Origin of the sequence: Sporomusa sphaeroides DSM 2875 (assembly GCF_001941975.2) — a bacterium.
In the GTDB taxonomy this organism is placed as follows: Bacteria; Bacillota; Negativicutes; order Sporomusales; family Sporomusaceae; genus Sporomusa; species Sporomusa sphaeroides.
The window spans coordinates 1,673,391-1,685,528 of sequence record NZ_CP146991.1; the positions used below are offsets into that span (position 1 = coordinate 1,673,391).

Genomic DNA, 12,138 nt, shown 5'->3' on the forward strand with positions numbered 1-12,138 from the left:
GACAAAAAACAGATGGTTCCAAAAAGGGTATAGCAAAGCAGACGTCCACAGGACGCCATGCGGGCTATCGAGAGAGAATCAGGCTGCCAGACGATAAGGCTCGCCGGATTTCACCAGAGCATAAATGAGCCGCACCAGCTTCTTGGCAGCATGAGAGATGGCCACATTGTAATGCTTTCCCTCGGCGCGTTTCCTGGCGAGGTAAGCGGCAAAGACAGGGTCCCAAAGGCAAACAAATTTTGTGGCATTGAAGATGGCATAGCGTAGGTATCTGGAGCCGCGCTTCTCCATATGGGCATAGCAATTTTTAAGCTGCCCGGATTGGTAGGTAGAGGGCGACAGGCCGGCATAGGCCAAAATCTTGTCAGGGGAATCAAAGCGTGAAAAGTCACCCACCTCAGACAGAATCATAGCCCCCATCCTGTAGCCAATGCCGGGAATCGTGGTAATAGGCGAAAGCATCTTGTCCATGATGCGTTGGATGACCTGTTCAATTTCCGCAATCTCGGCATCGAGTTCACGGATGAGCCGGATGGTATGCCGCAGTTCCAGTGATTTCGCGGTCGTCACAGAGCCAATCGATTGCCTGGCGGCTTCACGTATCTCTATGGCTTTGTCCCGTCCGTAACGGCCTTTGGAGGATTCGGCAAGCAAATGGGTGAGCCGCGTCAGATGTGCCGCTGCAATCTGCTTAGCCCCCGGGAACTCATCGAGCAAGGCGTAAACAGAGGCCATATGGAGTGACGATACCAGCTTTTCCAGCTCCGGGAACAGGATGCATACCAGCCTGGCAATTGAGGACTTCAGCTTAGCGCGTACCTTCACCTTGTCGAACCGGTATCTGGTGAGTGACTTTAGCTCCTCATTGTGGTAAGCTGTGTCTGTGTAGGGCTTGAGGCCCACATCAGACATGAGCATAGCCGCAATTGTTCGCGCATCGACACGGTCAGTCTTCGTCTTTCGCAGGGTGAGGCTTTTCCGGTAAAGATTGGTGTGCAAGGGGTTAATGACATAGGTGTCCAGACCATTGTCAAGGAGAAACCCGAGAATGTTGTAGCTGTAGTGTCCGGTAGCCTCAAGCCCTACCTTTATTTTGTCCAGGGGCAAAGAACAGGCACGGATTTTTTCCAACAGGTAGCCAAATCCTTCCATGCTGTTTTGGATGGTGAACACATTTGCAAGGACTTTACCCTCCGAACTGATGATGAAGCAGTCGTGTTTATCCTTAGCGACATCAATCCCGACACAAATCATAGCAAGACCTCCAACGGTATTATTTGATGCTGTACCCACAGAACACTTTGCTCTTGTAACCTTGTTCTACATCAACCGTCTGGCGGTATCTAACTGATTAACAAACCTGCAAAGGGCTGCGGTTGGAGCCTCTCTTGAACCATCTGGTGGTAGGAGATAAAACCAATCCACAGCATCCCTTACAGTGTAGCATATAGCCCTTGGAGAGGGGCTCTAATAACTACTACTCTATAATACAAGGAGACAAGGTATGGATTACATAACTGAACTCACCGAAAAAGGCGGCAAAGCTAAGCTCGCAGCCCGCAAACTGGCGACATTATCTACTGCGGTGAAAAACCAGGCACTCTTGGCGATGGCAGCAGCGTTGGCAGACAATCAGGCAGTAATTATTGCCGCCAATGCCAAAGATATTGCGCAAGCAAGGGAAAATGGCATGGCTAAACCCCTCGTTGACCGGCTGATGCTTGATGAAACCAGAATCAAAGCCATAGCTGACGGCTTACGGCAAATTGCGGCACTGCCAGACCCTGTCGGGGAGAGTATCAGCGGCTGGCTGCGGCCTAATGGCCTTAAGGTCACAAAAATGAGGGTGCCATTAGGGGTTATTGGTATTATTTATGAAGCCCGCCCCAATGTTACGGTAGATGCTGCCGGACTTTGCCTAAAAGCCGGTAATGCCGTTATTTTGCGCGGCGGCTCGGAAGCCATCCATTCGAATACTGCTATTGCGTCCATCCTGGCCAATGCCGCGCAGGCGGCCGGCGTACCGGCAGGAGCCATTCAGCTTATCGAGACCACTGACCGTTTGGCTGTCACTGCCATGCTTAAGCTTAATCAATATTTGGATGTAATTATCCCCAGAGGCGGGGCCGGGCTGATTAAGACTGTTGTTGAAAACAGCACGGTACCTGTTATTGAAACAGGTACAGGTGTCTGTCATACCTTTGTCGATGCTGCGGCTGATCTTACCATGGCTCAGGACATTGCCTTCAATGCCAAGGTTTCGCGACCGGGCGTGTGTAATGCCATGGAGACTTTGCTGGTTCATGAAAAAATCGCGCCTCAGTTCCTGCCTGCCATGCTGGAACGGTATATCCAAGCCGGTGTTGAAATAAGGGGCTGCACCCAGACTATGACATATCATACCGCTGTTAAGCCAGCGACAGAAGCAGACTGGGCGGCCGAATTTCTGGATCTTATTCTGGCAGTACGGGTAGTCGGCAGTTTGGATATGGCGCTGGATCATATTGCAGCATACAGCACGCGGCACTCGGAAGCCATTGTCACCTGCGACTATGACAATGCTAACCGCTTCCAGCAGGAGGTCGATGCTGCTGCCGTATATGTTAACGCCTCAACCCGGTTTACCGATGGTTTTGAGTTTGGGTTTGGCGCTGAAATCGGCATAAGTACTCAGAAGCTTCACGCCAGAGGGCCGATGGGGCTGCCGGAGTTGACCAGCATTAAATATATAGTAAACGGCAATGGGCAAATACGATAGTTTGGCATAGCAGGCACTGATGAATAAGCTAAAACAGCTGTCAGGTTATTATTATGCTGTAATGAATTATTTGCGTACGCCAAAGGGACGGCATGACGCTGTTGATTATGCGCAGGCAGCCGCCCTTATCGCCACAGTAGCTGGCATAGTGTGGTTCATCATAACATGTAGCCGATGACTGACCGCGCTGAGACTCACGCTTCTCCAGGCAAGAGTAAGAGCGATTAAGTCTCCGGATAAAAGCAGCCAAGCTTTGTGGTGCAGCACTTAAATATCTTTTCATGGTGACAAGCATTTGCTATAATGAAAGTGAATTTGGATTTTTTGGATATTTTGAAAGGCAGATACTATGGTGTGCGCAACAGCTAAAGTAGGTATTATGGGTGGGACCTTTGACCCTATTCATGTCGGTCATTTAGTAACGGCGGAAGCTGTCCGTATTGAATACAACCTGGATAAAGTCTTATTTATTCCTGCCAGCAATCCGCCGCATAAACAAGAATCACTGGTTACGCCAGCCATCCACCGTTATATTATGACAGTGATGGCTACTTATTCTAATCCCCATTTTTTTGTGTCAGGCATTGAACTTGAGCGTTCCGGTCCCTCCTATACGGTTGATACTGTCAGAGCATTAATTGATTGCTATGGTGCCAGTACCGAATTTTATTTTATTACCGGTGCCGACGCGGTAAAAGATTTGCCCACATGGCGGCATATCGACCAGCTTCTGGATTTATGTTTCTTTGTGGCCGCTACCCGGCCGGGCTGCATCAGTTATATTGATCAGGTAATAAAACAGTTTGGCGCCAAAGGACGCCGCAGCATTCAGCGGCTGGCCACACCGGAGCTTGAAATATCTTCAACCGATATTCGTGAACGGGTGAAGAAGGGGCGGTCGATTAAATATATCGTGCCGGAAAGTGTGGAAGCTTACATCTACAAGGAAGGCTTGTACCGATAGTAGTCCGCCAATTTAAAAAGGTAGAATCAGGCAGGCATAAATACCGTGCTTTTGCAAATAATGTTAACGTAAAACTTATTTTGTTTAAAAGTATCCTGAGGTAACGGAGGTGATTCCCTTTGGCAAAAACACTTTATGTCGGCAATCTGCCCTGGACTACTACAGACACAGAGCTTGCAGATACTTTCCGCCCACATGGTTCTGTAATTTCGAGCAGAATCATCACGGATAAGGAAACAGGACGTTCCCGTGGGTTTGGGTTTGTAGAAGTAGAGGACGCTGATGCCGACAAAATGATCGAGGCTATGAATGGTTCTCAAGTCGGCGGCCGGCAAATCGTTGTCAATGAAGCTAAGCCACGGCAAGGGTAAAAGGCCGGTGTAGCAGCTTGTAGTTTATAATAAACTGTAACCCTATATATTAACCTCCTATATATTTAGGAGGTTTTTTATTTGCCTCTTTCAGCAAAGCCAGCAGTTTATTGCACAACCTGCCTGCAATTGTTGGATACTATATATGTAAGAGGATTTTTGCAAAAAACTGCCGAATTTTATCTGATGACTAACCCGCTCTAAGACTCCCGTCTTCTAAAAGTGGGAGTTTAAGAGCGGTTATGCCCCTGGATAATAGCGACTAACCTTCAGATGGGGTTTAAAACCCCACCCTGAAGCTAAGTCTACTTTATAATAAGAACAACAAGGTGGTGTCAAATCATGGAGTATAACCAGGCTATGGACAAGCTGTCACAAGTATTGTCTGCCAAACGCTTTCAACATTCATTGGGAGTAAGTCAGACTGCCGGTGAACTTGCCGGCAGATTTGGCGTAGATGTACAAACAGCCCGCCTGGCCGGGCTGTTGCATGACTGTGCCCGCAACATTTCCAGCGATAGCCTATTGCAAAAGGCAGAAGCTTTTGCTATAGTGATGAATGATGTCGAACGTTGCCAACCCGTGTTATTGCACGCGCCGGTCGGCGCGTTTCTGGCCAACACGGAATATGGGGTCGATGATCCTGATATTCTGGCTGCCATTAGGCTTCATACTACTGGCGGGCGTACTATGTCAACCTTGGCAAAAATCATTTATCTGGCTGATTGTATAGAACCGGGCAGGAAGTTTCCCGGGGTAGACAAGCTTCGCCGTTTAGCTGACGCCGATCTTAATGCGGCTTTGCTTGCCGCCTTTGATCAGTCCCTTTACTATGTTATTGAGCAAGGCTTGCTTATACATCCGGCCACAATAGAAGGCCGTAATTATTTATTACAAAGATAAAGAAAACACGGCTTGCGCCGAGCCTTTGGCGGCGGTGGAAGCCGATGTTGGTCCTGTTAATCTCTTGGAGAGGAGATGATACCATGAATGAAGCAGACAATAGAACAAAGCAGCGGCGACGCAAAATTCGCTGGGATCGCATTCTTATTCTGCTGGTGCTGCTGCTGCTGGCGGTAGTGGCTATTGCGGGAGCCACTGTTTATGCATACCTTAGTATGGCTCGTGTACCGGCAGTAACGCCGGTGGTAAAGTCTACCGAACGTCCGCCGGAAACACTTAAGAACAGAGTCAATATCCTACTCCTAGGTCTTGATGATCAAGATCATGAAAACCCTTATGATAAGGCCAGACGATCAGATACCATGATGGTTGCCAGCCTTAATCCGGATGATGGCACAATCAATTTGTTGTCCCTGCCGCGTGACACTAAGGTGAACATCCCCGGACGCAAGGGCTATGACAAGCTTAACCATGCTTACGCTTATGGCGGCGCTGAACTTGCCCGCAGCACCGTGGAGCAGTTTTTGCATATTCCGGTTAATTATTATGTAGTAATTGACTGGCAGGCATTTATCAAAGTCATTGATATTTTAGGTGGTGTGGATCTTTACGTCGAGCATGATATGCACTATCGTGACCCTTATGCTGATCTTACGATAGATATTGATAAAGGCTATCAGCATTTAGATGGTGAAATGGCGGGGCAATATGTTCGATTCCGCAGTGATGAACTTGGTGATATTGGCCGGGTGCAGCGACAGCAGCGTTTTGTAAAAGCCCTGGCTAAAGAGACCATGCAGGTGGGCACTCTCTTAAAGGTACCCGCACTTGTCAGTACCCTTAATCAATATGTTGATACCGATATGTCGGTGATGACTATGGCCAAAGTAGCCAATAGTCTCAAAAGCTTTGACTCAAATAATTTTAATGCGGAAATGCTGCCAGGTGATTTTGCCACCATCGAAGGCTTGAGCTATTGGGTGCCGAATACCGAGCAGACAACACAGGTAATAGAAAAAATGTTTTTTTCTAAAAAGGCAGCCGATGGCATATCCAGGGATGGTTCAAGTCCGGCCAGCACCAGAAACAACTAAAATGTTCGAGGGTAAAGCTTATTTTTGAGGCTTTACCCTTTTTGGCAGGAAACTGGCCTGTCTGGTCCGAATAAAATAATTTTGGAAAGAAAAAGCTATAACGAAGAGTTTCCAGGAGGTAATGTTTAACCGATGATTGATAATCATAATTTAGCTGAATTAGTGGCCAAAGCTGCCAGCGACAAAAAAGCGCGTGACATCATTATTATGGATTTGCTGGGAATATCACCAGTTACTGACTCCTTTGTCATTTGCAGCGCTAATTCAACTACCCAAGTACAAGCCATTGCCGATAACATTGTGGAACAGATGGAAGAACAAGGCATTAGGCTGTTGCGTAAAGAAGGATACCGGGAAGCGCGATGGGTGCTACTCGATTATGGCAGTTGTGTGGCCCATATTTTTGTGGAAGATGACCGTGTATTTTACAATCTCGAGCGGTTGTGGAGCGATGCCAAACAAATGTCTTACCAAGGTTAGGTGTGAGTATGGATAGAAATAAACATGCATTCAGGCCTGGTGATGTAGTAGAGCTGGCAGTGGTACGGAAAAGTGACTTAGGCGTATTTTTAGACGCCGGTACAGGCAATACCAGTGATGATATTTTGCTGCATAATGCCCAACAGACAGAACCTGTTGCCGTAGGACAAACTGTTAAGGTATACCTCTATACAGATCCCAAAGGCAGGCTGACGGCCAGTATGCGCCTGCCGCAAATGCGGGAAGGCCAGGTCGCCAGAGTGGAAGTTATTAACACGACCCGTGACGGCACTTTTGTCAACATTGGCGCTGAGCGAGGTGTATTCATGCCGCATGCCGGCAGGCGGGGCCTGCCGCGCCGCGGTGAAAAAGTGTGGGTCAAGCTGTATCGCGATAAGTCCGGCCGTCCGGCTGTTACTATGGAGGTGGAAGACGAACTCAGACAGGCTTCCCGGCCGGCTGAAGGCGTTAAAGTCGGTGATATGGTAACCGGGTCGGTATACAATTATAATGAGCAGGGCGCCTTTCTTTTTACTAAAGACCGGTTTATTGCCTTCCTGCACAATGATGAGATGACAGAACGGCCCCGGGTAGGTGCTGAACTTGACACCCGGGTTACTTATATCAGAGAAGACGGCCGCATCAATGTATCCATGCGTCCGGCCAAAGAAAATGCCATGGACGAGGATACCGCCAAAATACTGCAGGTGCTTCGCAGCAGGGGCGGCCAGATGCCTTATAGTGATAATTCACCGCCGGAGATCATTAAGGAAAAATTTAATATAAGTAAGGCGGCCTTTAAACGTGCGATGGGTCGTTTGCTCAAAGACCGGCTTATTGAACAGAAAGAGGGCTGGACTTACTTAATAAATAATGAAGGTGGCGAATAGCCACCTTCATTATTTATTAAGTGGGAAGGGAGTTTTTGCAAGGTGCATGCTTTTTTTTGTCGGCAGGCTTGTCGGTGGGATGCATTTTGTCGGCAAGTTCATTGCTCTTGGTATTGTTTGCCTTCCTTGTCTGTTTGTCAGCCATAGAATAATCCCTCCTTAAAAGTTTGCCTGCGGCACAACTACCGCTTTTTTTTGTTGGGTCAGCCAGGGGTGTGTTTGCCAGCAGTATCCGGAGCTTCTGCGTTGGCCTGGAGGTCAGTGGCAGAGACGGTATCTGTGCTTACCTGATATTTTGACTGGGTAGGGCTTGTGCGCGGCCCTTCACTGATTAACCCTTTAACACCCGCATGTGATTCGCCGGCCATGTTTTTGCCGTTCCAGAAGCCAGTCTTTTTTGTCAAATTATCACCTCCTGTGCTGGTGTTAGTTTTCCCGGATGCAAAATAAGCATGAGCGACAATGATTGCTAATCCCAATGCTTACATGTTTTTTATGATGAGGGAAAGACTATAAATACAAGACAATAAGGAGGAATATTGCATGGACCAGCAGTTACAGACTATTTCTCTGCAGGTTAAAGCACTTAGGCAACAGCTTAATGAACTTATGCAGACTTCTAATTCGGCTGATGCCGAGATCATAACAGCCAGCAGCACGTTAAGCACACAGCTTGAGGAGTATGCTCATACAATTAATGAAAAACGCACTCCGTCAATGCGAACTTTTTAGCACCGGTTTGGTGGCTGCTTTCGCCAAAGGTCAAGCCATGTTTTCGCTATAAATAGAACGCAGCCCTGCGAATTGCAAATTCGCAGGGCTGCTATGTTATTATTCTGTTGAACGATCGCCATGTACCTGTGGCAACTGACGGGTAATAAGCACTTTGTCAACCCGGGCCTTATCCATGTCAACGATTTCAAAGGTATAGCCGTTCCACTCGAAACTTTCGGCAGTTGCCGGGATGCGGCCAAGGAAAGAGACAATGAAACCGCCAAGGGTTTGAAAATACCCTCTTTCTTCACCGGGAAAATGGTCTACATCCAGTAATTCTTTCAATTCCTCGGCAGAAAGCATACCATCTACCAGCCAGGATGTATCATCACGAATGATGACATCAGGATCTTCATCTTCACCAAGATAGGGCATATCACCGACAATGTGCTCAGCAATATCATAAAGGCTGATCAAACCGGAAATACCGCCATATTCATCAACTACCAGGGCCACATATACATCGGTTTCCCTGATTTTTTCCAGAACCTTCAGGGCTGGGGTGTTTTTGGGAACATAGAGCGGTTGGCGGGCAGCCTTCTCCAGGCGTAAGGGCACTCCGGGAATATAGTTTGCCAGGAGTTCGTTAGAGTAAACAACGCCGATTATATCGTCTAAACTGCCGCGAGCTACCGGAAAAAACAGATGGTTAGAGTTGCGGATGATGCGCAGGTTATATTGATCATTATCTTCAAGATCCAGCCATTTGATCTGGGTCCGGGGCGTCATAAGAGCACCGACGCGCATATCGCCAAGAATAAAAATCTTTTCCAGCATTTCGCGTTCAGATTTTTCAAAGACACCATATTGTGCTCCCTGCCCAATCAGTCCCCTGACTTCCTCTTCTGTTACCGGTGGTTCATCAGGCGCTTTGGTTCCAAGCAGCTTCATTACCATAACTGTCGAAAGACTTAACAAATGGACCAGCGGACGGTTAAGACGTACAAAAGCAGACATGGGTCTGGCAATGGCTGCTGCAATTGGCTCAGGGTTATTGAGCGCCAGTTTTTTCGGCACCAGTTCCCCGATAATCAGCGATAAATAGGTGATTATGCCAACGACAATAGCAAGGCTGATGGCCTCACTGTAACCGCGCAGAAAGGGGATGGTATTTAACGGTACGACAAGATAGCTCGATAATCTGGCTCCGCCAAAAGCGCCTGTCAATATGCCAATTAGGGTAATCCCAATCTGTACGGCGGATAGCAATGGTGTAGGGTCTTCTGCCAGCTTAATGGCGGCCTGCGCGCCCTTACTGCCGCTGGTGGCCATACTTTCTAAACGGCTTTTACGGGAAGAAACAATGGACATTTCGGTCATAGCAAATAGCCCGTTGGCTAAAATAAGAACAAGGATAATTATAATCTCGGTACCAATCGAAGCTGTGTCCAAAATTACAATAGCACTCTCCCTTTGATAAATGTAGACTTGATTCGGGTGGGGTTTTAACCTCATTGAATCCTAATCGGAATTATCCAGAGGCTTAGTCGCTCGCCTGTGCCCGTAGGGGTATACTCCCACCTAAAGCGGCGGGAGTCTTAGAGCGAGTTAGCCATTGGATAAAGTAAAATTCATGTACAGGTACAGTCATATCATATCCTTTTATGCACAGTATCAAACACGCGCGGTTGCTATAGGATGATCATGATCGCCATCTCGTTGCTAAACCTCCTTATAATAAACTGCCCGCTGGCTTTGACTGCAGCGGGCAGTGGGTATTACAATTCATCAATCACGGTATCGTTTTTTTTACTTCTTTTTATAATATAAGTCACCACACCGACGATGGCAATGAGAATGAGTGAAATGATCAACATATCATCTTTGTGCTGGGTAAACATTTCCACCGCCTGCGGGCCAAAATAATAGATAAGCACACCTTCCAGTAAAAAACGTTTGCCGCGGCCCAGGCAGGAAATGATTAAAAAAATTGACATATTTATTCTTAACGCTCCGGCTGTGATACTGACAAACTTGTACGGAATAGGGGACAAAGCAGCTAGAAATATTGCCAGCAGCGCATTTTTTTCCACAGTGGTGTGTATTTTGCTCAGATATTTGGCCGGCATACACTTACGGGCGGCCGGCAGGCCGATTTTTAAACCGATGCCATAGCCAACTAAACCGCCTAAGACAGATACAACCGTGGCAGCTAGCCCGTAATATATGGCGTAGTGCGGATTTGCTAAAGCTAATGGGATGAGAAGCAGGTCAGGCAACACCGGCGATATAAAGGATTCTGTAAAAGCGGCAAGTAAGAGACCGGGAAAACCCCATTCCAAAAGTATTTCTACTAACGATTCCATTAACACGCTCCTCTCCTTCTAAATAGTTTATCTTACATCCGGGCGTCAGTCAAGGTAAGGAGTAGATAAAATAGCAGGCGGACTTAACCCGGAGCAGTGCAGGATAAAAAAGCAAGAAGAATTAACCAGATGAACAGTTAATTCTTCTTGCTTGGTGGAGATAAGCGGGATCGAACCGCTGGCCTCTTGAATGCCATTCAAGCGCTCTCCCAGCTGAGCTATACCCCCAAATTTTATAATATTACACTGAATTACATTGTAATTATACTTATCTGGCAAGATAATGTCAAGAATTTTACAGAAAAATCCGGGAGCGGCAGGGACTTAATCGCAGCATGAAGAATACTGTGAAAATGTACACTCAGCTAAATTTTACAAGCAAAGTCAGGTGTGGGAAAGAAGGACGAGCATGAATTTGTTTAAGATAGGTCTGCTAATAGAGGGAACAGGCCGCTACCGCGAGACCTGTTACTTGGCTGTAGAGCAGGGACGCATTGCCGGTATCGGTCAAGCCGGCGATTTTGCTGCTGACTGTGTGGCCGCAGCCGTTGATTATACTCAGTACACCGTTATGCCAGGTCTCGTTGATCCTCATGTCCATTTATTTTTGGAAGGCATTTCAGACGCAAAAGCACGTACTTTGCGCTGGAAGGAGGATAAGGAAACAACACTGCTCCGGGCGGTCAATAACCTAAGGCGAACCATTTGTCAGGGCGTAACGACGGTTCGTGATTTAGGCGGCCCCTACGGGATAAGCACCTTTTTAAAAAAGGCTGTAAATCAGGGAACTATTCCGGGCCCCAGAGTGTTTACGGCCGGACAAGCTATTTCCATAACCGGCGGGCATTTTCATTATGCCGGCGGGCGGGAGGCTGACGGACCGGATGAAATGGTTAAGGCGGTGCGGGAACAGGTCAGAAGCGGTGCCGATTGCATCAAGCTTATGATGACAGGCTGTGTCAACTTTGTTGCCCAAGACGCCGGTATTGTGGAACTGTCGCTGGCAGAAGCCAAGACAGGCGTCAATGAAGCGCAGCGGTTAAACCGGCAGGTTGCTGTACACGCAAACGGTATAGCCGGCGTGCGTCAGGCACTGGCTGTCGGTGTGGCTACCATCGAGCATGGGGCGCTAATTGATGAAGCTACGGCAGATATCATGGCTGACAGTGCTGTGTATTGGATACCCACCCTGGTGCCGTTTGAGCGTATGCTGGACTATGGCCGTACCCATCAGACCAGGACCTTGCCGCCGGCGGGCATTGAGACAGTATACTTGCGGCATAAAGCGATGGTAGTGCGGGCCTATCGGTCAGGTGCCAGGATTGTTGCCGGTACTGATGCCGGAGCACTCGGGGTAGAGCATGGTGATATCTGGCGGGAGCTTTATTTGCTGGCCGAGTGTGGCTTGCCGGCCGCTGCGGTGCTTCAGGCTGCTACCGGCTTAGCGGCGCAGGCGATAGGTGCCGATCAGGAACTTGGGACCCTGGAAATGGGTAAACGGGCAGATTTGCTGGTGCTGGCCGGCAATCCGCTAACCGATATCGCGTGTATAAAAAATGTTGTAAAAGTATTTAAGGATGGGGTGGCTCAATAATCAG

Annotated in this window: 15 protein-coding genes and 1 tRNA gene; 10 read left to right on the plus strand and 6 right to left on the minus strand. The window is 48.0% G+C overall.

The features are described 5' to 3' along the window. Nucleotides 1-78: 78 nt before the first annotated feature. Nucleotides 79-1,254, minus strand: a complete 1,176-nt coding sequence (locus SPSPH_RS07395; RefSeq protein WP_288183632.1) for an IS110 family transposase — start codon at nucleotides 1,252-1,254, stop codon at nucleotides 79-81. Nucleotides 1,255-1,504: 250 nt separating this feature from the next. Between SPSPH_RS07395 and SPSPH_RS07400 the strand changes: the two genes are divergently transcribed. The 8 genes from SPSPH_RS07400 to SPSPH_RS07435 all read left to right on the plus strand — a co-directional run bounded on the left by SPSPH_RS07400 (nucleotide 1,505) and on the right by SPSPH_RS07435 (nucleotide 7,460). Beyond that, on the plus strand, nucleotides 1,505-2,758 hold the full coding sequence (locus SPSPH_RS07400) for a glutamate-5-semialdehyde dehydrogenase (protein WP_075754636.1): 1,254 nt from the start codon (nucleotides 1,505-1,507) through the stop codon (nucleotides 2,756-2,758). Between the two features lie 19 nt (nucleotides 2,759-2,777). Further along, on the plus strand, nucleotides 2,778-2,936 hold the full coding sequence (locus SPSPH_RS07405; RefSeq protein WP_181382908.1) for a hypothetical protein: 159 nt from the start codon (nucleotides 2,778-2,780) through the stop codon (nucleotides 2,934-2,936). A gap of 171 nt (nucleotides 2,937-3,107) precedes the next feature. Continuing rightward, nucleotides 3,108-3,722 (plus strand): nicotinate-nucleotide adenylyltransferase, encoded by a 615-nt coding sequence (gene nadD, locus SPSPH_RS07410; RefSeq protein ID WP_075754638.1) that lies wholly within the window; start codon nucleotides 3,108-3,110, stop codon nucleotides 3,720-3,722. A 119-nt stretch (nucleotides 3,723-3,841) separates the two neighbouring features. After that, a complete protein-coding gene (locus SPSPH_RS07415) occupies nucleotides 3,842-4,093 on the plus strand; it encodes an RNA recognition motif domain-containing protein (protein WP_075754640.1) in 252 nt (83 codons plus the stop codon). A gap of 342 nt (nucleotides 4,094-4,435) precedes the next feature. Beyond that, nucleotides 4,436-4,996, plus strand: a complete 561-nt coding sequence (gene yqeK, locus SPSPH_RS07420) for a bis(5'-nucleosyl)-tetraphosphatase (symmetrical) YqeK (protein ID WP_075754642.1) — start codon at nucleotides 4,436-4,438, stop codon at nucleotides 4,994-4,996. Between the two features lie 83 nt (nucleotides 4,997-5,079). After that, the gene (locus SPSPH_RS07425) at nucleotides 5,080-6,090 is read left to right on the plus strand and encodes an LCP family protein (RefSeq protein WP_075754644.1); all 1,011 of its coding nucleotides are present in this window, start codon (nucleotides 5,080-5,082) and stop codon (nucleotides 6,088-6,090) included. 132 nt (nucleotides 6,091-6,222) lie between these two features. Next, on the plus strand, nucleotides 6,223-6,570 hold the full coding sequence (rsfS, locus tag SPSPH_RS07430) for a ribosome silencing factor (RefSeq protein ID WP_075754646.1): 348 nt from the start codon (nucleotides 6,223-6,225) through the stop codon (nucleotides 6,568-6,570). Between the two features lie 8 nt (nucleotides 6,571-6,578). Continuing rightward, on the plus strand, nucleotides 6,579-7,460 hold the full coding sequence (locus SPSPH_RS07435) for a CvfB family protein (RefSeq protein WP_075754648.1): 882 nt from the start codon (nucleotides 6,579-6,581) through the stop codon (nucleotides 7,458-7,460). A 16-nt stretch (nucleotides 7,461-7,476) separates the two neighbouring features. On the opposite strand, the gene SPSPH_RS07440 is transcribed toward SPSPH_RS07435, so the two are convergent. Further along, complete coding sequence (locus SPSPH_RS07440; protein ID WP_255430392.1) at nucleotides 7,477-7,605, minus strand: hypothetical protein; 129 nt, start codon at nucleotides 7,603-7,605, stop codon at nucleotides 7,477-7,479. Between the two features lie 58 nt (nucleotides 7,606-7,663). Next, a complete protein-coding gene (locus SPSPH_RS07445; RefSeq protein WP_075754650.1) occupies nucleotides 7,664-7,864 on the minus strand; it encodes a hypothetical protein in 201 nt (66 codons plus the stop codon). A gap of 139 nt (nucleotides 7,865-8,003) precedes the next feature. Here SPSPH_RS07445 and SPSPH_RS07450 point away from each other — a divergent pair, with 139 nt between their 5' ends. Further along, nucleotides 8,004-8,192, plus strand: a complete 189-nt coding sequence (locus SPSPH_RS07450) for a hypothetical protein (RefSeq protein ID WP_075754652.1) — start codon at nucleotides 8,004-8,006, stop codon at nucleotides 8,190-8,192. A 99-nt stretch (nucleotides 8,193-8,291) separates the two neighbouring features. Here the strand turns inward: SPSPH_RS07450 and SPSPH_RS07455 are convergent, their stop codons facing one another. The 3 genes from SPSPH_RS07455 to SPSPH_RS07465 all read right to left on the minus strand — a co-directional run bounded on the left by SPSPH_RS07455 (nucleotide 8,292) and on the right by SPSPH_RS07465 (nucleotide 10,768). Further along, on the minus strand, nucleotides 8,292-9,626 hold the full coding sequence (locus SPSPH_RS07455) for a hemolysin family protein (protein ID WP_075754654.1): 1,335 nt from the start codon (nucleotides 9,624-9,626) through the stop codon (nucleotides 8,292-8,294). A gap of 326 nt (nucleotides 9,627-9,952) precedes the next feature. After that, the gene (locus tag SPSPH_RS07460) at nucleotides 9,953-10,540 is read right to left on the minus strand and encodes a YqaA family protein (RefSeq protein WP_075754656.1); all 588 of its coding nucleotides are present in this window, start codon (nucleotides 10,538-10,540) and stop codon (nucleotides 9,953-9,955) included. A 152-nt stretch (nucleotides 10,541-10,692) separates the two neighbouring features. Beyond that, a tRNA-Ala gene (locus tag SPSPH_RS07465) sits at nucleotides 10,693-10,768 on the minus strand. Nucleotides 10,769-10,949: 181 nt separating this feature from the next. Between SPSPH_RS07465 and SPSPH_RS07470 the strand changes: the two genes are divergently transcribed. Then, nucleotides 10,950-12,134: a metal-dependent hydrolase family protein gene (locus SPSPH_RS07470; RefSeq protein ID WP_075754658.1), complete on the plus strand. Its 1,185-nt coding sequence runs from the start codon at nucleotides 10,950-10,952 to the stop codon at nucleotides 12,132-12,134. Nucleotides 12,135-12,138: the final 4 nt, after the last annotated feature.